Raw genomic sequence first — 21862 nt, 5'->3', positions numbered from 1 at the left:
TCTTTCTAACTTTCCAAATCCAATCCCTCGAGATAAGGGCTATCCTTAGATTCTTCAATCATCGTCAAGACATCTTCCTTAGTCTGGCAAACCTGTAAACGTGCGATAGAATCTTCTAATTCAAACAAGGCAATAATCTGTGGAATGGCTACACTTGTGTGAATTTTTGAGCTTGTTGCTGCTAGTGCCAACAAAACTGAAACTTCTTTCCCATCTGAAAATACAACAGGATTTTGTAAGGTGATCAATGAAAAGGCATCTCTTTGCACTCCAGCTTCAGGTCTAGCATGGGGCATAGCCATACCTGGCATTAAGATATAGTATGGGCCATACTCTTCAGTCGATTCAATGATAGCATCGTAATACTCTGGCAAAATTGCTCCACTTTCAATCAAGGGATCTACTGCTACCTTGACTGCTTCTTTCCAGTCTTTAGCTTCTAAACCTAGTCGGATCGAGTCATTGTCAATTAAAGCTTGTTTTAAATTCATATCTGCCTCCTTTATTTAAAGAGGGAGAAGGACAGAAACGATGACTCTCAGTTTCTATCCAGCCCCCTCCAACCTTTTACTGTAGTGCTTGACTGAGTTTTTCAGTGATTTCTTTATCATCCATCAAGTTGTCAAGCCCAATTAACTTCCCATTAGTTCGCCCTTCCAATTCTTGGATCAAATGAAGAGAAGCGATTACGATGTCATATCCTGCTGCTAAACCTTTAGCTTCACCGACACTGCATGAATTGACTGTAAAATCTGTTTGATTAAGCTTACGGAGAGCATTTTCAACCTTCATCTTGATAACCATTGATGAACCCATTCCATTTCCGCACGCTGCTAATACTTTAACCATTTTATTTCTCCTTTTCTAGATACTAAGCTTCTTCTTGAACTGCACCGTTGTAATATTTCTCTTTATCTTTTGCTTTGGCAAATTGAAGTTGAGGAATAACAAGCAAGAAGAGACACACAAGTACATAACCAACAATACCAAGGTATTTGAAGATATATCCAAATCCAAGCCATGGGAATTCAAAGTCGATATTTCCATGGTAACCACCATAAGATGCTAAATCAAGAAGAGCTACACAGAGAGCTCCTAAAGCAACTTGGAGAACACCTGAGATGAAGGATAGGATAACAGCCGCTTTCCATCCACCGCGTTTATCAGCGTAGACCGCAATGGCTGCATTGTCAAAGAACACTGGTACAAATCCTGTAATAATAAGAATCGGATTTTTAAAGACGATGAGCAAGACAATTGTGATCAATTGACCAATCAAACCAAAGGCAAATCCTGACAAGACAGCGTTTGGAGAACCAAATCCATAAGAAGCTGCAACGTCAACCGCTGGGAATGAGCCTGGCAACAATTTGTTTGAAATACCTTGGAAGGCGTTTGTCAACTCAGATACGAACATGCGGACACCTTGCATCAAAACGAACAAGTAAACTGAGAAGGTAAAGGCTGTTTGAATAATGTACATAAAGAAATCTTGTTTAGCAGGATTGAATAGAGTTCCTGAAGTGATGACTTCTTTATTAGACATAATGTCTGGACCCAAGATTAAAAGAATGGCTCCGAAGAATACGAGCATCAAGGTAGCAGATGCAACAACTGTATCGTGGAAGATTGAGAGGAACTTAGGTAATTTAAGATTGTCTAAACTTTCTTCTTTCTTACCAAAGCGTCCTGCTACTTTATCTACAAACCAGATTGCAAATTGCTGTTGGTGACCAATCGCAAATCCGCCACCACCAGTCAAGCGTTGAGTTGCCTCAACAGTCATATTTGAACTAACTGCCCAGTAAAGTCCACAGATGATACCAATCGCTGCTGTACCGTAAGCATTGCGCAATTGTGGTACTAAGAATAGAACCATAAGAGATACTGTTGCAGCTTGCTGTACCATGATGTGACCAGTAATAAAGAGGGTTCTTACCTTCGTGATCTTGCGAAGAGCTACGAGCAAGATATTTATTCCGAAACCAATCAATAGAGCTGTAGTTGCAGTTCCAACAAAATCTGGAAACTCTGCTGCAATTTTGTTGTTTGCTGCAGCCAGTCCAAAGTAAGGGTCGATAACGGCTGCACCAATTTGGAATTTGTAGTTAAGGGCTGCTAAGATAGGACGGAAGGTTGTAACCAAGCCACCAGCACCTACGTTGAGCAACATATACCCTACTGTTGCTTTAACAAACCCTGAGAAAACGTCATGGGCAGGTTTTTTCAAAAGTGCGTATCCTATCAACACCAATAAACCTACGAAAAATGCGGGATTCTGCAAAATATTGCTAGAAAACCAATTTAGAACACTTGAAATGACTTCCATAATTGTTCTCCTTTTGAATTGTTTTTATAGTTTTATTATATATTTTGAAAGCGCAAACAAAAAGACCAAGAATTACACATCGGACTGTTCACTCTTGGACTGTATGATTTATAATATTTTAATGATTAGCTTATTTTCTCGTAGCTAGATAAAACGGAAGAATTTTATCATAAGATTTCAGTAGGGCTTCTACGATTTCTTCTTCAGATGAATTATCTGTCACTGGAACATCTGCCTTAACTAAAACTTTTCGGACTTCCTGATTGGATAGTTTATTTCTTAAAATTTGACGATTTTCTTCGTTCGCATCCCACCGTTGACTTTGATCATCAGAGTAGACTAGATAATAAATACCTTCAACGGTTGGAATTTCTAAAACTTTGACCTGCTTACCTAGAGTTTGCTCATCTTTCTTGCGCTCGATGAAACTGACTTCTAAGGAAATACCAAAATCAGAAGGATTCCCGTACAAACGTAAGGCTAGCATAGGTTCAGTCACTTTCCCCTCACGTTGTAGATAAACCCAAAAATGTGGTCTCAAACGCTGGGCCTGATTCATCCACTGGCTAGTCTGTTGGAGTTGCCATTCTGGATGACTGGTTTGAAATGCTTTAGTCAGTTCTGTAAAAGCCTTTCGAGCCTCTTGACCTTTGTGGCGGAATGCCAGCATTTTTTCTCGCTCTTCTCCTGCTTTATCAGGATTACGGTACTGGATCCCTGCAAATTCTAGATAGTCTCTTATCTTATTCAACATCAGTTTAACCTCCTCTAACTAGCAAAAAATCAGGATAAACCTGATTTTACTTATTCTGTATCTACAACAACATAGCGATTTGGCTCATCACCTTCAGAGTAACTAGTCACGCCATCCATACGTGAAATAATACGATGGATAATCTTGCGTTCGCTATTTGACATTGGATCTGTTTTATGACTGCGCCCTTCTTCCAAAACACGAGTCGCTAATTTTTGCGCATAGGTCTGCAAGACTTCTGCACGGTGTTCGACATAATCATTGACATTGATTGTAATGTAGAAGGTTCTTGAATAGCGGTTGTAAAGATAATTTTGAGCCAACAGTTGCAAGGCCTTCAAGACTTTACCATGGTAGCCGATAATACGACCTGGTTCGTTGGTGTCAATTTGTAGATTGATGCTACGACGGTTATAATCATTTGAAAGTGTGGCTTCAACGTCCATGTCATCAATAATTGTTTGAACATAAGTCGTTACTTCCGTAGCTACCTGATCAATATCGAAACTCGGTTCAACCTTCAAGCCCAAGTCTTCTAGTTCTTGACTTTCAGTTTGGCTTTCAAGAATAGGAGTTTCTACTTCTTCTTCGAGAGCATTTTCTTCAAGTTGTAATTCATTTAAAATCTCAATGTGACCAGTTTCTTCTAAGATAGTGCTGGCATGTCTTTCATGTTTTAAGATTTCAGCCTTGACTTCATCAGAAATACCTTGGCCTTCTTCCTCAATCTTTTTAATTGCCTCTACAACATGACCCAAATCAACAGTTGCTTCACTGACTGTTTTAACAGGCTCATTCAAATCATTAATTTGCTTTGGAACTCCCTTTACAGCTTGTTGGTTTGCTTTAATGACAGTTGTTTCACTAATAGCTTCAATATCAACCTGGGCTGGTTTTTTACCAAATAAGCCAAGAAATCCTTTTTTTTCACGAGAAATGACTTTGATGTGAGCCTTCATTCTTGGAATATCTAATTCTTTCAATCCTTTCTGGATTGCTTCTTCAACAGTTGAACCTGTAAATACTACCATTACCAGATTCCTCCTTATTATTTCGTTTTCTGAGCCTTTTTCTTGGCTTTTCTTTTTCTATTTTCCAAATCTTTCTGTGCCTGAGCTACTGCCTCGCGCGCTGCGATAATCTTGAATGGATTGTTCAAGAAATAGGTTTGCAGGACTTGATAAGCATTGGATACTGTCCAGTAGAGGGCGACTCCACCTGGTGCATAAACTGCAAAGATAAAAATCAAGACTGGAATCCCATACATCATCGCAGTCGTAGCTCCATTACGCTCAGACAAGGCTTTATTAGACAGCCAAGTACTTAAAAAGGTAAATACTGCTGCTAAAATAGGAAGAACAAGGGTTGTATCCACACCACCAAGGTTAATCCATAAGAAATGACCCGTCTTTAAAAAGTCAACTCTCGATAGAGCTTGGAACAAGGCCAAGATAACCGGCATCTGAATCAAAATAGGCCAAAGAGAATCTGACTGTCTAACGCCCATTTCTTTAAAGACTTTACGCATTTCTTGCTCTAGCTTGGTTCTGCTCTCCATATCTCGACCTGGATATTGTTCTCGAAGCGCCTTAATGCGTGGTTGAGCTTCCTGCATTTTTCGAGAAGCCACCATTTGCACCTGAAAGACTGGCAAGAGCAGTGTACGAATCAAGACCGTAAAGAGAATAATCCCCACTCCGATACTGATATCAAACGATAAAAAGCGAATGATTTCCGCAAAGAAGTAAACAAATTTACTCCAAAAATCAGCCGAATCGGCTGTGATATCGCTAGTTGTCCCATTTGTTGCACAGGCTGTCATGATAAATAGAGACAGTCCTAGCAAACTAGTCAACTGTAGTTTCTTTTTCACTCCCATTTCCTTCCTGGTAAATCTTTGATAATTTTAATACGTGGAGTAGATTTTTCTCCATCTCTGCGTATCCCAAGGTTTCGACCCCTTTTCGAGCAATGACAACAAAATCGACATTTTCTTCCAGACTCCCTTTTACATTCTGGATAATATGTCGGATTCGTCGCTTGATTTGATTTCTAGTGACCGCATTTCCCAGTTTTTTGCTAACTGATAGACCTACTCGAAAATGGTTTTTCTGGTTTTCTAACTGATAGACAACAAATTTGCGATTGGCAAAACTTGTCCCCTCCTTGAAAATCGCCTTAAAATCTTTCTCTCTTTTTACACGAAAGTTTTTCTTCAAAACTCAACTCCATCTATTAAATTACTACTATTATACCATATTTTTCAAAAAAGCCAATCATAGCAAGGTTTTGGACAATTTCATCAGAAAAAGAAGCTGGAAAATCTCTTTCCCAACTTCTTGTACTGAATATTTTTTCTAGTTTTATACTCTTCGGAAATCTCTTCAAACCACGTCAGCAGGTATATGTAACTGACTTCGTCAGTCTTATCTACAACCTCAAAGCAGTGCTTTGAGCTGACTTCATCAGTTCTATCCACAACCTCAAAACACTGTTTTGAGCAACCTGCGACTAGTTTCCTAGTGTGCTCTTTGATTTTCATTGAGTTTTACTTATTTTTCAAGCGTTCAACGTCACGAGCAATGACCAGTTCTTCATCTGTTGGAATAACCAAGACACGAATCTTCGCTGCCTCTGTTGAGATGTCTCCTGTCACGCCAAAGACGTTCTTTTCTGGGTCAACATCACAGCCAAACCAAGAAATACCTGAGATAACATCTTCACGTACATCAGTTGCATTTTCTCCTACACCTGCTGTGAAGATAATAGCATCTGCTCCATTTAGGACCGCAAGGTATTGACCAATATGTTTTTGGATACGATCAACATAGATTTCATAAGCTAAGGTAGCATCATGATCTCCTGCTTCTTTCGCAGCAATCACATCACGCATATCACTAGACTGGCCTGAAACCCCCATAAGCCCTGATTCACGATTAAGGACGTGACTAATGTCTTCAGGAGTGTTAAAGTCCTCTGTATATTGCATTAAGTAAGGAATGATAGCTGGGTCAATATCTCCGGTACGTGTTCCCATCATCACACCACCAAGTGGAGTGAATCCCATTGAAGTATCCACAGATTGACCACCCTTAACAGCTGTAATAGAAGCACCATTACCGATGTGGCAAGAAATCAATTTCAATTCTTCTAATGGACGGCCCAAGAGTTTTGCAGCTTCTCCTGCTACAAACTGGTGACTTGTACCGTGAGCACCATATTTACGAACCTTGTTTTCTGTGTAATATTTTGTTGGTAGTGGATAGCGATAAGCTTTCTCTGGCATAGTTGTGTGGAATGAAGTATCAAAAACAACTACACTGGTAATGTCTGGCAACAATTCCTTGAAGGCACGAACACCTGCTGCATTGGCTGGATTATGGAGAGGAGCCAACAAACTCAACTCTTCAACTTTTTCTAAAACATCTCCCTCAACGACTGTTGATTCTTTGAAATATTCTCCACCTGCAACAACACGGTGGCCAACACCAGTAATCTCATCATAAGCCTTGATAATGTCGAAACGAATCAAGTCATCCAATAAGATTTTAACAGCTTGTGTGTGATTTTCGATATCCAAAATTTGTTGTTCATAACGGCCGTCAAATTTTACAGTTGAAATTGAATCTTTCAAACCGATACGTTCAATCAAGCCTTTGGCTAACACTTTTTCCTCTGGCATTAAGTATAATTGCCATTTCAAACTTGAACTTCCTGCATTGATTGCAATTGTTTTTGTCATAACAAGACTCCTCTTTTAAGCGTTTTCATCTATTATAACAAAATCTTTTTTATATTTCAGTACCTTGAGTCCATTTTTGAAAATTTTCTTTAAATTTCATTAAAACACTTGCATCTTGTAAGCTAGCAAGTGGATAAACAAAGGGTTCTACTGCTATTTCACTTTTCTTCTGTAAGATAAAAATGGTCTTGGATTGTTTGGCATTGGCAAAGAGATTTTCAGGCAAACTAATCATAGCAGTCAGACTTGCTCCCTCTTTCAACCACCCTTTCAACAAATCACTTTGAGGACTGGTCAACAAATCACTCGGAGCTAGAAAAATAGCGTAGCCATCTGATTTAAGGTACTTAAGCCCTTGTTCCATGAGCAAGTGATGGGCGTAGGTATGTTCTTGACTAGAAGCAACTTGATGGCGCGACGCAACGGCATCATCAGGATAATAGCCGACAGGTAGGTCGCTAATGACCACGTCGCTTTCTTTGAGCATTTGTGGACGAACGGCATCTCCTTGGACAAAACCAGCCTGCAAACCAATTACATCTGCCATGCTAGCTGCCAAATCAATCAGCAAATCATCCACTTCCATTCCCAAGTAATCCACCTTTTTATCAAGCGAGGTCAAGAAAGTAGCGCCTAGAATTCCCATCCCAGACCCCATTTCGAGGATAGTGATTTCCTCCTTTTGAGACAACTCTTCCACAATAAACACCAAAAGTAAAGCAATGGCATCTGGTGTAAACTGGTGATTGGCCTGTAGGGGCTCTGTCTGCCCAGCTTTCATCAAGAGAAACTGGTAGGTCTTGAGCCATTCTTCTTTGCGAAGCGCTAAACGCTTAAGGGCTTGATTGTTCTCTTTGACCTGTTTTAGCTCCGTCTCACCATCCAGATAGATGCTGTTTTGCTCCACCAAGGCATCATAAAAATTGGTCGCCAAATCACTTTGGATGACTTGGACATTCTCTAATAAATACGTATAAGCTTGTTCAATTTTTTCAAAATCCATATTCCTATCTTATCAAATTTCCCTTCTTTTTTCCATCCTTATAGAAAGTCCTATATGAAAGAGTATCAGAGTATAAGTGACAAGTTGGGCGTCTAAATCTGATAGCAAAAATCTCGTTGAATTTATTTCTATTGACCCTTGGTAGGGATGTTTATTCCGACAAATGGTCATAGAAATATAGCCGCCCAACTTCCCTAGAGAAAAAACGAGACATGAATTGACTTACTATTTTTACAGAGTTTTCCAAGTGTTATACTCAGTTTCTATTTCATACCTTTTCCCATTTTCCCAACAAAATTTTAAAGAGTTTTTATTTATTAGACTTCCTGTGAAACAAAAATATGATACAATAAAATTATGAAGCAAGTAAACAACTAACTGATGCACGATTTAAGCTCCTGGTTGGTGTTCAGCGCACGACTTTTGAAGAGATGTTAGCTGTATTAAAAACAGCTTATCAAGGTAAACACGCAAAAGGGGGACGAAAACTCAAATTAAGCCTTGAAGACCTTCTTATGGCCACTCTTCAATATTTGCGAGAATATCGAACTTATGAACAAATTGCGGCTGATTTTGGTATTCACGAAAGCAACTTAACCCATCGGAGTCAATGGGTTGAAGTAACTCTTGTTCAAAGTGGTTTTACGATTTCAAGAACTCCTCTCAGTTCTGAGGACACGGTAATGATTGATGCGACGGAAGTAAAAATCAATCGCCCTAAAAAAACAATTAGAGAATTATTCTGGTAAAAAGAAATGCCGCGCTATGAAGGTTCAAGCGATTGTCACAAGTCAAAGGAGAATTGTTTTTTGGAGATCACTGTGAACTATTGTCACGATATGAAGTTGTTCAAAATGAGTCGCAGAAATATCGGACAAGCTGATAAAATCTTGGCTGACAGTGCTTATCAAGGACTCATGAAGATATATCCTCAAGCACAAACTCCGAGGAAATCAAGTAAACTTAAGCCATTAACTCTTGAAGACAAAGCCTGTAACCATGCACTATCTAAGGAGAGCAGCAAGGTTGAGAATATTTTTGCCACAGTAAAAACGTTTAAAATGTTTTCAACAACCTATCGAAATCATCGTAAACGCTTCGGATTACGAATGAATTCGATTGCTGGCATTATCAATCATGAACTAGGATTCTAGTTTTGCAGGAAGTCTAATAATGAAAATAAAGGACTAAAGTAATAACTCTAAATATATCTAATTTTTATAGGACATTTCATAAAAAAATCTACATACCTAGAGTCCTATTTAGTTATGTATCTTACATAAAGAGAAAGGAATTAATTATCATGAAATTATCTTTGTATAGTGCAGTTGACCATTACCATTCTTTAAGTTCTTATTCTTTAAATGATATTACACATACTGATACCCCAAAAAATATTATTGAAAAGTCTAAAAAAGATAAGTATAGATACCCAATAGTAATACTTAATAAAGAACATAAAGTAATTGGATTTTTTTGCCTACACCTAAACACTGGTCCTAAAGAGTATGGCTATTATCAAAATGATTATGCGCTTATTAGAGGATTTTCTATTGATGATAATTTCAGAAATCAAGGATATGGTTCTAATGCTCTGAATAAAATATTTGAATTCATAGACTCAACTTTAAAATTAGAAATTAACCATATTGTATTGGCTGTAAATGAAAAAAATATATTGGCTCAAAAAGCATATAGAAATTCAGGTTTTTTTGTTGTGAAAAAAGATTTAGAAGGAAAAAAGGGGAAATTAATTATTATGGAGAAAAGCAGAAACTAGTATCATTTCTAGTTTCTGCTTTTCACTAAGTCTGCTATAAATTTAGTATTCTAGCTTATTTGCATATTTTGAGAGGAATAATCTATATACTAAACTTTTATGTTTATAATTCATTCCTTTCGTTTCACTCAAGGCACAAGACAGAATGAAAAAGTGGTGTGCTCTTTATTTTGTTTTATAATAATTGTGAGAAAACCTATCACTACTACAAATCACGGGGAGGTGAATAAGTGAGTGGCATAGCCACTACCTCGCATTTTTATAGGTGTCATTCTTTCCATCAAGCACAAGAACTGTGACTAGGAGCACGTAAACTTATAATTGAATAAGCGACTCGTTTGTGAAAGGAAAGAATAGTCAAGGGATAGGCAGACTCAAATTTGGTGAAGGGAAACCCCTCATGTTAAAAGCCAAATTTCAATTTAAAAAATTTTAAAATTTGTTTCGTATTTACTACTCCTTGCCTTTATATTGGATTGATTAAGAGAACCTTTCGCGATGTTCCTTAGTAACTTCTTCGTACTAGGAAAATTTAAAAATTCGGATAGGTAGCTACCCCGATTATTCATACAAAAAGCATCCGAAATTTCTTTGTCTGATAGAAGATCAATCTGTTTCTCGACTGCTTGACAAACCAAGTTTGCAAGAAAGATATTTTTAGGTGAATCAAAAGTTTCTGCTTTGTGGCTAAAATCATGTTGCATATTTTTAGTTTGGCACAAAGTAGCTTGATTGGCTAGGAATTCTCTTTCTTTTCAGCATTCTCTTCTGATTTTTCCTGATTTGCTTGTTCACCTGAATCGTTAGCTACCTCTTCCTTTTTATCTCTTTTCTCTTCTTTGATTTTGACGGAAGGAAAGATGAACTCATATTGACTCTTATCCGTACGAACCCTTGTCACCAAGCTTGCTTTCTTGTTTTGATAACTCACCTGACCCAGATTAAAAACCTGTTCCCCACTTTCTTGCTCGGCTTTATCCTTAGTTCGCTTGGCCATGGCAAAAGCAACCAATTTTTCTTTATTCAAAGTATAGTCTTGATAGTGGGCGACTTGTCGATTCAAGTAAAATTGTAATAGAAGACTAAAGATGGCTGCTATGGTGACTGCATAGAGGAGAACACCTGCCTTAACTTTTTTCTTTTTCCACACGATAGATGAACTCCCTTTCTAAGCCTTTTTGGAACTGGAAACGAAAACGCACCAGTTGATTGTCCTCTGTAATCTGTGCAGATTTGAGACCATAAACCATAGGCTGATAACCTCGTCCACTGGCATCGGTTTTCCGAAAATCATCTGATTTAGACTTCCCTATCGCAATTTCCTTGCCATCCTGCTTCATATAGAGGCGATTGCCCTCCACTTTTTCAAACTGCGAACGGTCTAACTCTGCCTCCAGCTGATCCACAAACAAGAGCCACTCTTTTTGCTCACTTTGTTGCTGGTAGCGAACCTCTGAGATGAGGAGCTGACTCATGGCCTGAAATAGGAGTAAGCTTCCACTAACGACAATAAGAGCAATCAGGGATTCCAACAAGGTAAAAGCCTTGACCTTATGGCTCTTTGATTGCCAACAACTGTTCTGAACCATGGTAGACCTCCAATCCTTTTTCACTAGAAAACACCTGAATCTCAACTCCGTTGATATTGACCTGATTTTGACCTGTCTGCAGGGCCATCTTAGCTACCCTCAAGACTTCTTCCTTTTGCAAAATTTTTGCTTCTTCTTGTCTATTTTTCTGAATTTGTCCCAAGAGGAGAGTCGCGACGCTGGCAAAGATAGCTAGAGCAACTACTGCTTCCAGTAAAATCACTGCCCTAATTTTTTGTTTCCTTAATGCGTTTAATTTTTCCATTTCCTAGATATAATTGATAACGAATTGCTCCTTTACTGGTCTGAAATTCAACCTTAGCCAGAGACGAATTGCCCCCAGCTCGGTCAAATGTAATACTTTGGCCTAATGGTGCCTGAATTCCTTTAGGAACTGTCAACTTTTGACTGCCATTGCTAATCGTCTGCCCATCTAAGTTTAGACTAGTCTTTTGCTGACTGGCTATACTGCGTTTTTGGGTTTCCCGATAGAGTTCTTCAAACTCCATAAAGAAAATCTGCTCCTCTACCGCTGCAAAAGTGGACTGAACAGAACCAGACAATCCCAAGGCAAGAAGACTCACAAGACTCAAAACCAAGAGACTTTCCAGCATAGTAAAGGCCTTAATCATTGACTGTACGATTTTTTCCTCCATTTTTTGTATAGTATTCATTATAGGCTTTAACCTGTTCTTCTGTGATTCGCCCATCTGCTTTTAACTTGCTTAGGCTAGCCTCTTCATTTTTATCTAAGCTATAAAGTTCTGCCTGGCTTTCCACCACCTTAACAACAGCAGCTTTTCCTTTGTCATTGACTGCTTCTTTTTGCTTGGTCAAATTAGGTACAAAGAGCAAGAGAAGTACGCTGATGATGAGTAAGACCACCAACATTTCCACAAGTGTAAAAGCTTTAACCTTCGCTTTTTTCAAGAATGTCATCATTTTTTTCATTTTAAAAATTTACCTCCATATTTTGATACATGGGCATGAGCATTGCCGCATAAAGTAAAACGATAATTAGAGCCACAAAGATAAAGACCAGTGGCTGCACCAAATTCATGGTGCGGTTGACTCGGGTAAAAAAGGCTTCCCAAGTCTTTTCCGCATAGATTTCCAACTCACTCCCCAGTTTGGACTTGACTTCCCCATACTCGATGATGAGACTCAATTCCTTCCTAAAGAAAGGATAGGTTCCTATAGTTTGAGAAAATTCCTGACCATTTTGTAGAGCTTGAGCCAGATCTTGACCGATTTCTTTAAAGAGCTGGGAACCTTGTTCCTGCATCATCTGAAAAATCTGCGTCAGCTCCATTCCCTGTGAAATCATATTCCCCCACTCACGCGCATAATAGGCTGTCAAATAGGTCTGCACAAAGATTCCAAGAAAGGGAAGGCGCGCTAAGATAGAAAAGACGCGCATCTTAGAACTTCTTTTATAAAAAGTTAGTGCTAAAAGGACAAGTATGGAAACAAACCCTACCATTCCTAGAAAAATTTGTGGCAGATTACCAATGATTTGGGTGGCAATATTGCTACTATCCAGTTGTGGTAGCAGGTAATTACGTAGTCCCAGCATAATTAAGAGAAGAAAACCCAGTAAAATCAAGGGATAGGTCGCTACTTCAATTAGTTTTTTCTTAACCTTGGCCAGATTGTCCAGATATTCTTCTATCTTTCCCAAACTCAGGTGGAGATTCCCATGAACTTCAGCTAGGGATAACTGGGTGACAATGGCGCTTGAAAAGCCTAAACTAGCCATCATTTCTGAGAATGATTTCCCCTGAGACAAGCCCGTGCGCATTTGTGTCACACACTGCTTGTCCAACAAGACACTCCTATCTAAAAAGGAAATAGTCTCCACCAGATGAAAACCACTGGAAAAGAGATTGTTAAACAAAGTAATGATATTTTTTTGCTTAGCTGTAGCTAATTTTTTCCGTTTCAGCCTGAAGATTTGTGATATGTCCATCTTTAAGAAGCTGGTCAATCTGTTCATTCCAGCTAGTTGGCTGGTGTTCTTGATAGTCTTTGTTTGCAAAGTCAACGATTCCTCCTCCCCCGATTAATCTCTGATAGCAGACTCCCTGCAGAACGACTGCCAATTCCTCCTCACTCACACCCAACTCCAACAGGCGCTCATAAACACCTAGAATACTCTTGGCGTGAATGGTTGAAAAGACTGTCGCCCCTGTCAAACTGGCTCTGACCACTGCACGCGCCGTCTCGCTGTCTCGAATTTCTCCGATAATCAAGAGATCTGGTCGATGACGCAAAGAAAGTTTGATGAGATTTTCATAGGTCAACCCGATTGCTTCGTTCAACTGCAACTGAAGCATGTCGTCCTGCTTGATTTCGACAGGATCTTCAATGGACATGACTTGCTGTCCTTTAAATAGGGACTTGGCTAATTCGTGCATCAGGGTCGTCTTGCCACTTCCGACTGGACCAGCAAAAAGATAAAGTCCCCGTTGCCTGTACTGCTTGCCCAGTTCTTCAATATCCTGAAACCAAAAATGCAACTCCTGCTTCTCATCATGCAACAAGCGAATGACTAAACTCTCATGCCCTCTATAATCACCTACGGTAGATAAACGTAGTGACGCCATCTGATCGTCATAGGCATAATCGCAGGAACCCAGTTGACTACGTCGCTTTTCTCCAACATTCATACCCGCCACAAACTTAAAGTGACTGATGACGGCCGCAAACTTTTCAAAATCATAACAACCGATTTTACAGCGCTCGTCTCCTACCCTCATATGAAGCTCATAGGCATCTAACTTGGGGACAAAATAAATGTCTTGCGCTCCTTTTTTCCGAGCTGAACGAATGATTTCTTGTGCAATTTCTTGAACCATACTTACCTCCTCACCTATATTATTCGCAAAGATTTGGGAAAATAAAAAAAGCAACTCCAAAAAAGTTACTTTTTCTCTATTTTAATTTCATACGGCAAGAACGGTGCCTTTCCTTACCTGTTTGTTTTTCATAGCCTGGACGTAATTTTTCATCTGGGATAACCTGTTCATCCTGCAAAAGAGCCAAAGAATGGTATTGTTGTAAATACTCATCACATTCATCACACCAGCGTTGGTCTTCTGGATCCCAAAAAATGGTCATCAAGTCACTTCTACTTTTATAAAGAGGAGATTCTTGTTCCAATCTAAACCAGCAAGTTTTGTAGTATTTGAGAGCATCATAATACTGGTCAAATTTCCTACTTGCTACAATATCTTCTTCCCAACCCTCTATAAACCACCAAGGTTCAAAATCTCCGTACATTTCTATAACACGATACATATTCATTCATTCCTTTGTACCGTATATTATAACCAATTCCACCAAACAAGGAAAGAAATATGCTCATTTCTCATTTTTTGATAAAAAATCCAGCCATCTAATTTGATCTGCTTCCTTACGGACTAGTAGTCACATAATAAAAAAGCAGAAGCTAGCCTCTAACTTCTGCCTTCTCTCTTATGCTTGATAACGTTTCACACCATCTAGGTAGGTTGCTACCAATTCCAAATCTTTATCTAATACGATAAAGTCAGCGTCATAGCCTTCACGGATTTGTCCACAAACATCATCAATGTGAACAGATTTTGCTGGGTTGAAGCTGGCCATCATAACTGCTTCATGTGGAGAGGCAATGTTCCAGTCGACAACATTTTTCAAACCGTCTTTGAGTTTGAGAATAGAACCTGCCAAGTTACCTGTCGATTTGAGGCGTGCAGTTCCATTTGCAACTACTACAGGGAATTCGCCCAACATATAGTCACCGTCTTCCAATCCACCAGCTGTCATACAGTCTGTGATAAGAGCGATATTTTCTGTTCCTTTTTGTTTGATAAGGATTTCGCAAGCTTTTGGATCTACGTGGTGACCGTCACAAATCAACTCTGCATAGGTATGTGGCAATTGATACATGGCTCCAACCATACCGAGTTCGCGGTGAGTCAACCCACGCATTCCATTGTAGGCGTGTACCCAAACACTCGCCCCAGCATCTACTGCCTTTTTAGCTTCGTCAAATGTTGCATCTGAGTGACCAAGAGCAACCGTCACACCTTCTCCTGTAACTGTACGAACAAAGTCTTCTACACCTTCACGTTCTGGCGCAAGGGCAATTTTATTTAGCAGGCCATTTGCTGCTTTTTGCCAAGCACGAAACTCATCCATACGAGGGTCTTTCATGTAGGCAGGATTTTGAGCTCCCTTGTATTTCTCTGTGAAATATGGGCCTTCAAAATAAATTCCACGAATCTTAGCTCCACTTGCTTCCTGATAACGCGCACCGATATTTTCTGTTACCGCGAGCAATTGTTCATAAGAAGAAGTCAAAGTAGTTGGCAAGAAACTCGTTACCCCCATGCTGAGGAGTCCTTCACTCATAGTATGAAGGGTTCCTTCGATGTTATTATCCATAACATCCACACCTCCAAATCCATGAATGTGGGTATCTACAAGTCCTGGAGCAATGCTATAACCTGTATAGTCAATCACCTCAGCTCCTTCAGGAATTTGTTCTACATGTTTTCCAAACTTGCCGTCCACAAGTTCCAAGTAACCTCCACGACGAACTCCGTGTGGATAGAAAAACTGATCCGCTTTAATATAGTTAGGCATAATGTTAACCTCCTTAAAAGATTGATTCTACAATTTATTATGTCAATTACATTATAAACCTTTCTTTTTTATTTGTAAATGGTATAGACCTATTTTCTAGAGATATTTTAAAAGAGCTGGATTTCTCCAACTCTTCTCTTTTTAATACACGTTATTTTGATTTGACTGGCTTGTCTTGAGCTGTTTGCAAGGCTGTAGCAATGATATCTGCATACAATTTAGCTCCTGCTTCAATTTTACTAGTGTCACTTCCGAAATGGACCTGGTCTGTCCCTGCCCAGATTTCAGGATGTTCCTTAGCAACTTGATTCCAATCTGCTATCGTGATGTAAGGAGTCTTCTCTGCCAATTCTCTCATATAGGCAGCAGACTTCTCAACGATTGCATAGGTCTCTTTTGTCTTATCTCCCTCATAAGGAGTTACCAAAATCATATGGTGGCCCTTAGGAAGATTTTTCACGATACTATCCCAGTCTTCCTTGTAATTTTCAGGATTATTTACCCCAGTTGCAATAACCACCATCTTTGGTAGAAATTTATTCTGGCTATTATTTAGCATGATTTCATTGGCGGTCTTAGTTGTTCTGCTGACCTGCGCGTTAATCTGTGCTCCAGGAAGGGCTGTCTGCAGGGCTGTATTTGCCCTTAAAGCCACCGAGTCACCAATTAGCATAGTGCCATCAGCAATTCCTAGGCTATCAGCTTCTGCTCGTTCTGCCATCACTTTTGTTTGGGCAATATTACTAGCAGCTTGCTTCAAACCATTGACAGTCAAGTCTGTTTCAAAGGCTCCCACTTGTGGTGCCAACAAGGTCACCGTGCAGACAATGATGGTCAAGATTCCTGTACTTGTTGCAAAAATTGCGTGAATATAAGGCAGGGGACGGAGGGTTTGTAAAACAGGTGTGTTCTTGCCTGCAATCCAAGGTTCCAATACATAGAATGACAGACTGGCAAAGCCATAAGAAAAAATCAAAGTTAATAACACAGCAAGAAGATTTGATGTCAACTGTGAGAAAATGATGTAGAAAGGCCAATGGAAGAGATAAACCGCATAACTAATATCTGCTAAAAAGCTGATAATCTTTGGCTCCTGCATATTAGGAGTCTTTTCATGTAAGACACGCGCTGCAAGAATCATAGCAAGAGCTGCAAGACTGGCAAGCAAGAAGCCAATAAGATAGGCAAAAAGATAAGTGAATTTGACAAAGAAGGTCAAAATTAGTAAGAGGCCAAAACCTCCTGCAAAAATCAACAGGGTCTTGCGTAAATCCCAGATTTTATCCAACTGCTTGACGAGGGAAGTCGTCTGACGAACTCCTACAATCGTTGCTAGTACACTTCCAAAAAAGAATGGATAGACATGAGTTAAACTAGAGAAGTAGACAGAGGAATAAGAGGTTACTAGAAAACTACCAATAAACATGGAGAAGAAGCTAATCAAGAAGGCAGCAGCAGACAAGAGAAAAACCATTCCCTTCAACTGACCATTTGATTTAGCCTGTTTGGATAAGAACCAAACTGCCAATCCCCAAAGAATATAGTAGTGAACCTCAACAGCCAAGCTCCAATTATGAACAAACAAATGAGGAATGAACTGAGATTCATAACTCCCACCTGTTAGCAGTTCATAGAAGTTGGTCATAAAGCCTAAGACTCCTGCAATCTGACCCCCAATTCCAGCCACATAATCTTGTCGAACTAGAAAGGTAAAGGGTATGGTTACCAAGACCATCAAAACCACAGGTGGCACAATCCGATAAAAGCGTCTTCTAAAAAATCCTATCAAATCAATCTCATGGTTTTTAGAAAATTCTTCGATAAGTAGAGCCGTAATAAGAAAACCTGAAAATGTGAAAAAGACATCTACCCCGAAAAATCCTCCAGGAAAGATCGTCTGAAAGAAATGATACAAGAGTACCAGTAGTAAACCTGTAATCCTAATCAAGGAAAACCATTTAATGCGCATACGAGTTTATTCTTCCTTTCATTGTACACTTTATTCTATCAAAAAAAGAAGAAAAATCCTAAGAGAAAACTTAGGATTTTTAGCTTATATCAATTCCATTTTAGAAATTACGTCCTGACTTATTATAGCCATATTTTTCCACAAAATACTCACGGAATTCCAATAGATTGTCATCCATGATGGCTTGTCGCACTTGCTTCATCAGGTTAAGCAAGAAGTAAAGATTGTGATAGCTAGTCAAGCGGATACCAAAGGTTTCATCAGCCTTAAGCAGGTGACGAAGGTAGGCGCGTGTGTAGTTCTTACATGTGTAGCAATCACACTCAGGATCGAGTGGCGTAAAGTCCTCAGCAAACTGGGCATTTTTGACAACCAAACGTCCTTGACTGGTCATACAAGTACCGTTACGAGCGATTCGAGTCGGCAAGACACAGTCAAACATATCTACCCCACGAATCACCCCATCAATCAAGCTATCTGGCGCTCCCACACCCATCAAATAGCGAGGTTTGTTTTCAGGTAGCAGTTGGGTTGTGAAGTCCAAGACAGCATTCATCTCTTCGTGGGTTTCTCCTACTGCCAAGCCACCGATAGAGTAGCCTGGGAAGTCCATGCTGACAAGGTCATGAGCCGATTGGCGACGAAGGTCTTCAAATCCTGCCCCTTGCACAATTCCAAACAAACCTTGGTCATGCGGACGACGGTGAGCCTTCAAACCACGCTCAGCCCAACGACTGGTACGCTCGATTGATTTCTTAACGTAGTCATAAGGCTGATAAAACTGAGGACATTCGTCAAAGGACATCATGATGTCTGAGCCCAAATTATTCTGAATAGAGATGGCTTTTTCTGGTGATAGGAACATCTTAGAACCATTGAGATGGTTTTTAAAAGTTACGCCTTCTTCTGTGATATTACGGCTATCTGCTAAGGAATAAACCTGAAAACCACCACTATCTGTCAAGATAGGCTGGTCCCAATTCATGAACTTGTGGAGACCACCTGCGCGTGCAATGAGTTCATCTCCAGGGCGAAGCCAGAGATGATAGGTGTTTGATAGGATAATTCCCGAACCCATCTCCTTCAATTCTTCAGGCGACTGAGTTTTGACAGTGGCTTGAGTTCCAACTGGCATAAACATAGGTGTTGGGAAGGCACCGTGGGGAGTGATGATTTCCCCCAGACGAGCTCCCGTGTGTTTTTCTTTCTTAATCAAACGATATTTGATTGGTGAATCTGACATTTTTTACCTCCGAAGCTGGGAAAGACAGTCCCAGTTCATACTTTGTGCCCAAGGGCATACTGTATGATTTTATCAAAAAAAGCCGGAACTGTCACGAACTATGGTATAATGAGAGAATGAAATACCCAAAAATTGATTTAAAAACCATTCGTCTGCAATCCAGAAAATTTCAAGCTGAAAATCCCCGCCTCTTTCTCGTCTATCTCTTACCTAGCATGCTGGTCATCTTATCTGGCTTCCTCAATCCCTTAGAGCGCATCAACGAGTCTATTTTAGAACAACCCTTTTTAAGCGTGTTTGGTCATGTATTCCAAGCCTACCTTTTTCCACTACTAGTCTCCTTTGTCGGTACGATACTTCTAACCAGTTCAGTCTATACAACCCTGAAACTCATCAAGAATCCTGACACAGAACTATCTGTCAAAAATAGTCTTACTCTCTTTAACGAAGAGCACTTTTCACAAACCTTTTTGACTCTCCTTCTCAAACGTTTCTATCTCCTCTTATGGAGCATCCCTAGCTTGCTTGGGATTTACTTTCTCTTTTACAGTAGCTTTTTAGCCAAGAAATTCGTTGCCCTTCACCCTGAATTTCCCAATCTGGATCTCACGTCAATTGAAACCGAGCGCTTCCTCATGACCTTTGGTCTCTACTTTCTTGCAAGTCTCATCTTGATCATTGTCGGAAATAGTCTCTATATTCCACAATACTATGCCTATTCGCAGGTAGAATTTCTCCTCTGTGACACCCTAGACTTAGGACAAGCAAAACCAGGACAAATCCTAAAAACCAGCCGTTTCCTGATGAAAGGCTACAAGTTCCAGCGTTTCGTCCTAGACTTACAACTCCTTCCTTGGTACTTCCTCAATTGGATTACCTTTGGAATTGCTAGTTTCTCACTCCTACCCTATATTCAAATCAATAAAATAATTTTCTACAGAGCAGTACTGGCTCGAAAACGTCCAAAAGCTTGAAGGTGACCCCTCAAGCTTTTTTCTATCAATGAGTTTCTCCGCCCACCAACCTGAGGTCCTGATCTCCATGTTCTATAATGGCGTCGATTGCTGCTTCTATCCCTCGCCTAATATCCACTAAACTCATAGCTGGAGTAGTCGGTCGATTCACCACCTGTTCCATCATATAAGGAATATGCATAAAACCTGCCTTAACCTGTGGAAATTTCTTTTCTACCAAATAGAGGGCCTGATACATCAAATGGTTGCAGACAAAAGTCCCTGCAGTATTGGAAACAGAGGCCGGTAATCCCTCTTTTTTTATAGCTTGAACCATCGCTTTAATCGGCAAACTACTAAAGTAGGCCGAAGCTCCATCTGCTCGAATGGGAAGGTCAATTGGTTGATTACCATCATTATCAGGAATGCGTGCATCGTCTTGATTAATAGCCACTCGCTCAGGTGTCAAGCTAGACCTTCCACCAGCTTGGCCAATACAAAGGACAAAGTCAGGTCGATAACGACTCATCTCTTCTTCCAATACTTGGGCCGATTTGTGAAAGACTGTCGGCACTTCTAGCCAACGAACCTCAGCACCATGGATTTCAGCTGGTAAACCTTTAATGGCCTCCAAAGCTGGATTGACCTTTTCCCCTCCAAAGGGCTCAAAACCTGTCACTAATACTTTCATTTCTAACTCCTCAAAACAAATTCAATGAGATTTTTTTCTTAAAAACAAGTATAACATATTTCCCTTATTCTGGAGTGAAAAGGACTAGAGAGGATAAGACAGGCCTTTGAGTTTATTTAAAAAGTAAAATGCTAATCAAGGCCAAAATAGCTGGTCCACCTTGCTTCAAAATAATTTTCTTATCTGCTGTTAGAGAGCCGTAAGTCGCCGCACCAATCACAAATAAGACAAAAATAGTCACAATTTCTAAATTTTGTGAGAAATAAATCCCATACAGGAGAAAGACTCCTAGCAGAGCGTTATAAATTCCTTGATTTTTAAATAATGAACTTACAGACGGACGAGACAATTCTTCCTTGTCCATGTTAAAGACACGACTAGTCGCTTCTGATTGCGTTGCAATACTTTCCAAATAAAAAATGTAAAAATGCTCCAAAGCAACAATCGTTGCTAAAATGATTGTAATAATTGACATCTATTTCTCCTTAAATTTCTATGTTTTCAATACCCAAAACCAATTTGTCCAATAAACGGCTGAGCTCTGTTCTTTCAGACTCTGTTAAGATACTTTCCATCTCTTGCTTAACCTTGATATGCTGCAAAGGTGGATTCACCACTAACTGCTCCTTGGCATACTTCGTAGCTTCTACCAACACTTCTCGCTGATTTTCAGGATTGCGATGACGCTCCACTAAACCTTCCTTTTCCAAAATCTTGAAATGCCGTGTCAAGGCGGCCTGATCAATCTTCAAACGCTCCTGAACCGCTATTTGATTACAAGGGGAATGCTTCAGCAAAAATAATAAAATCTGATACCGTGTCAAACTAATCCCAAGTCTTTTTTCAAACAATTTCGTGCTTGCTTGCTCAGACAAGCGGAGTTGATAAAGTAAATCTTGAATCTCTATCATTTCTTTCTCCTTTCTATTGATTTATCAATACTTGACTAATCAATTATATTATAAAGTAAAATAGATTGCAAGAATGTTGCTTAAAGCAGTACAAAATTCTAACTTCTCATTCTCCATTCATATTGATACTCAATGAAAATCAAAGAGCAAACTAGGAAGCTAGCCGCAGGTTGCTCAAAGCACAGCTTTGAGGTTGCAGATAAAACTGGCTCTATAATATTTGTAGTGGGTAAATCCCCTATGGATATTATGGAGCCTACTTTGTTGTA

26 protein-coding genes and 2 pseudogenes are annotated in these 21862 nt (G+C 39.6%); 3 read left to right on the top strand and 25 right to left on the bottom strand.

Features of this window, described 5'->3' with window-relative positions:
- Positions 1-5: 5 nt before the first annotated feature.
- The 10 genes from ADI86_RS05020 to ADI86_RS04975 form a co-directional block, all read right to left on the bottom strand.
- A complete protein-coding gene (locus tag ADI86_RS05020; protein WP_033679597.1) occupies positions 6-491 on the bottom strand; it encodes a PTS sugar transporter subunit IIA in 486 nt (161 codons plus the stop codon).
- Positions 492-567: 76 nt separating this feature from the next.
- On the bottom strand, positions 568-849 hold the full coding sequence (locus ADI86_RS05015; RefSeq protein WP_000241466.1) for a PTS sugar transporter subunit IIB: 282 nt from the start codon (positions 847-849) through the stop codon (positions 568-570).
- 22 nt (positions 850-871) lie between these two features.
- Positions 872-2329 carry a PTS ascorbate transporter subunit IIC gene (locus ADI86_RS05010; RefSeq protein ID WP_000452074.1) on the bottom strand — a complete coding sequence of 486 codons (1458 nt, stop codon included), beginning with the start codon at positions 2327-2329 and terminating at the stop codon, positions 872-874.
- 130 nt (positions 2330-2459) lie between these two features.
- Positions 2460-3083, bottom strand: coding sequence for a hypothetical protein (locus ADI86_RS05005; RefSeq protein ID WP_049532032.1), 624 nt, complete (start codon positions 3081-3083; stop codon positions 2460-2462).
- A gap of 50 nt (positions 3084-3133) precedes the next feature.
- Positions 3134-4114, bottom strand: coding sequence for an RNA-binding cell elongation regulator Jag/EloR (jag, locus tag ADI86_RS05000; protein ID WP_049532031.1), 981 nt, complete (start codon positions 4112-4114; stop codon positions 3134-3136).
- A gap of 17 nt (positions 4115-4131) precedes the next feature.
- Positions 4132-4956, bottom strand: a complete 825-nt coding sequence (locus ADI86_RS04995; RefSeq protein WP_206541136.1) for a membrane protein insertase YidC — start codon at positions 4954-4956, stop codon at positions 4132-4134.
- Positions 4931-5302 (bottom strand): ribonuclease P protein component, encoded by a 372-nt coding sequence (rnpA, locus tag ADI86_RS04990; RefSeq protein WP_000739250.1) that lies wholly within the window; start codon positions 5300-5302, stop codon positions 4931-4933. The genes ADI86_RS04995 and rnpA overlap by 26 nt, the downstream gene beginning before the upstream one ends.
- A gap of 83 nt (positions 5303-5385) precedes the next feature.
- A complete protein-coding gene (locus ADI86_RS11955) occupies positions 5386-5625 on the bottom strand; it encodes a hypothetical protein (RefSeq protein WP_049532029.1) in 240 nt (79 codons plus the stop codon).
- Positions 5626-5631: 6 nt separating this feature from the next.
- Positions 5632-6825, bottom strand: coding sequence for an acetate kinase (locus ADI86_RS04980; RefSeq protein WP_049532028.1), 1194 nt, complete (start codon positions 6823-6825; stop codon positions 5632-5634).
- Between the two features lie 49 nt (positions 6826-6874).
- A complete protein-coding gene (locus tag ADI86_RS04975; protein ID WP_049532027.1) occupies positions 6875-7828 on the bottom strand; it encodes a class I SAM-dependent methyltransferase in 954 nt (317 codons plus the stop codon).
- 398 nt (positions 7829-8226) lie between these two features.
- On the opposite strand from ADI86_RS04975, the pseudogene ADI86_RS11075 reads away from it, so the two are divergent.
- Both ADI86_RS11075 and ADI86_RS04960 read left to right on the top strand, forming a co-directional pair.
- A pseudogene (locus ADI86_RS11075) lies at positions 8227-8982 on the top strand (IS5 family transposase).
- Positions 8983-9131: 149 nt separating this feature from the next.
- Positions 9132-9608, top strand: coding sequence for a GNAT family N-acetyltransferase (locus ADI86_RS04960; RefSeq protein ID WP_049532025.1), 477 nt, complete (start codon positions 9132-9134; stop codon positions 9606-9608).
- Positions 9609-10186: 578 nt separating this feature from the next.
- Here ADI86_RS04960 and ADI86_RS10730 read toward each other — a convergent pair.
- The 12 genes and pseudogenes from ADI86_RS10730 to tgt form a co-directional block, all read right to left on the bottom strand.
- Positions 10187-10312, bottom strand: a pseudogene (locus ADI86_RS10730) (SAM-dependent methyltransferase); the annotation flags it as partial.
- Positions 10313-10344: 32 nt separating this feature from the next.
- Entirely contained in the window at positions 10345-10758 is a 414-nt protein-coding gene (comGG, locus tag ADI86_RS04950; protein WP_049532023.1) for a competence type IV pilus minor pilin ComGG, read from the bottom strand.
- Complete coding sequence (comGF, locus tag ADI86_RS04945) at positions 10736-11197, bottom strand: competence type IV pilus minor pilin ComGF (RefSeq protein WP_049532022.1); 462 nt, start codon at positions 11195-11197, stop codon at positions 10736-10738. The genes comGG and comGF overlap by 23 nt, the downstream gene beginning before the upstream one ends.
- A complete protein-coding gene (comGE, locus tag ADI86_RS04940; RefSeq protein WP_275043688.1) occupies positions 11160-11462 on the bottom strand; it encodes a competence type IV pilus minor pilin ComGE in 303 nt (100 codons plus the stop codon). Before comGE ends, comGF begins: the two co-directional genes overlap by 38 nt.
- A complete protein-coding gene (comGD, locus tag ADI86_RS04935) occupies positions 11425-11829 on the bottom strand; it encodes a competence type IV pilus minor pilin ComGD (RefSeq protein ID WP_049532020.1) in 405 nt (134 codons plus the stop codon). Before comGD ends, comGE begins: the two co-directional genes overlap by 38 nt.
- Positions 11822-12148 (bottom strand): competence type IV pilus major pilin ComGC, encoded by a 327-nt coding sequence (gene comGC, locus ADI86_RS04930; RefSeq protein ID WP_049532019.1) that lies wholly within the window; start codon positions 12146-12148, stop codon positions 11822-11824. Before comGC ends, comGD begins: the two co-directional genes overlap by 8 nt.
- A gap of 1 nt (position 12149) precedes the next feature.
- Entirely contained in the window at positions 12150-13166 is a 1017-nt protein-coding gene (gene comGB / locus ADI86_RS04925) for a competence type IV pilus assembly protein ComGB (protein WP_080983175.1), read from the bottom strand.
- Positions 13114-14055: a competence type IV pilus ATPase ComGA gene (comGA, locus tag ADI86_RS04920; RefSeq protein ID WP_049532017.1), complete on the bottom strand. Its 942-nt coding sequence runs from the start codon at positions 14053-14055 to the stop codon at positions 13114-13116. Before comGA ends, comGB begins: the two co-directional genes overlap by 53 nt.
- A gap of 76 nt (positions 14056-14131) precedes the next feature.
- Positions 14132-14497, bottom strand: a complete 366-nt coding sequence (locus tag ADI86_RS04915; protein WP_049532016.1) for a DUF1033 family protein — start codon at positions 14495-14497, stop codon at positions 14132-14134.
- 177 nt (positions 14498-14674) lie between these two features.
- Positions 14675-15826 (bottom strand): N-acetylglucosamine-6-phosphate deacetylase, encoded by a 1152-nt coding sequence (gene nagA / locus ADI86_RS04910; RefSeq protein WP_049532015.1) that lies wholly within the window; start codon positions 15824-15826, stop codon positions 14675-14677.
- A gap of 151 nt (positions 15827-15977) precedes the next feature.
- Positions 15978-17795 carry an acyltransferase family protein gene (locus tag ADI86_RS04905; protein WP_049532014.1) on the bottom strand — a complete coding sequence of 606 codons (1818 nt, stop codon included), beginning with the start codon at positions 17793-17795 and terminating at the stop codon, positions 15978-15980.
- A gap of 100 nt (positions 17796-17895) precedes the next feature.
- Positions 17896-19038, bottom strand: a complete 1143-nt coding sequence (gene tgt, locus ADI86_RS04900) for a tRNA guanosine(34) transglycosylase Tgt (protein ID WP_049532013.1) — start codon at positions 19036-19038, stop codon at positions 17896-17898.
- A 116-nt stretch (positions 19039-19154) separates the two neighbouring features.
- Between tgt and ADI86_RS04895 the strand changes: the two genes are divergently transcribed.
- Positions 19155-20012, top strand: coding sequence for a DUF975 family protein (locus tag ADI86_RS04895; RefSeq protein WP_049532012.1), 858 nt, complete (start codon positions 19155-19157; stop codon positions 20010-20012).
- Between the two features lie 25 nt (positions 20013-20037).
- Here ADI86_RS04895 and pcp read toward each other — a convergent pair whose 3' ends face one another.
- The 3 genes from pcp to ADI86_RS04880 all read right to left on the bottom strand — a co-directional run bounded on the left by pcp (position 20038) and on the right by ADI86_RS04880 (position 21593).
- Complete coding sequence (pcp, locus tag ADI86_RS04890; protein WP_049532011.1) at positions 20038-20682, bottom strand: pyroglutamyl-peptidase I; 645 nt, start codon at positions 20680-20682, stop codon at positions 20038-20040.
- A gap of 112 nt (positions 20683-20794) precedes the next feature.
- Positions 20795-21157, bottom strand: a complete 363-nt coding sequence (locus ADI86_RS04885) for a DUF1304 domain-containing protein (protein ID WP_049532010.1) — start codon at positions 21155-21157, stop codon at positions 20795-20797.
- Positions 21158-21167: 10 nt separating this feature from the next.
- Complete coding sequence (locus ADI86_RS04880) at positions 21168-21593, bottom strand: MarR family winged helix-turn-helix transcriptional regulator (RefSeq protein ID WP_049532009.1); 426 nt, start codon at positions 21591-21593, stop codon at positions 21168-21170.
- Positions 21594-21862: the final 269 nt, after the last annotated feature.

Origin of the sequence: Streptococcus pseudopneumoniae (assembly GCF_001074975.1) — a bacterium.
GTDB lineage: Bacteria > Bacillota > Bacilli > Lactobacillales > Streptococcaceae > Streptococcus > Streptococcus pseudopneumoniae_D.
Note: the sequence above shows the minus strand (reverse complement) of the source record. Positions and strands in the feature narration are given on the sequence as shown.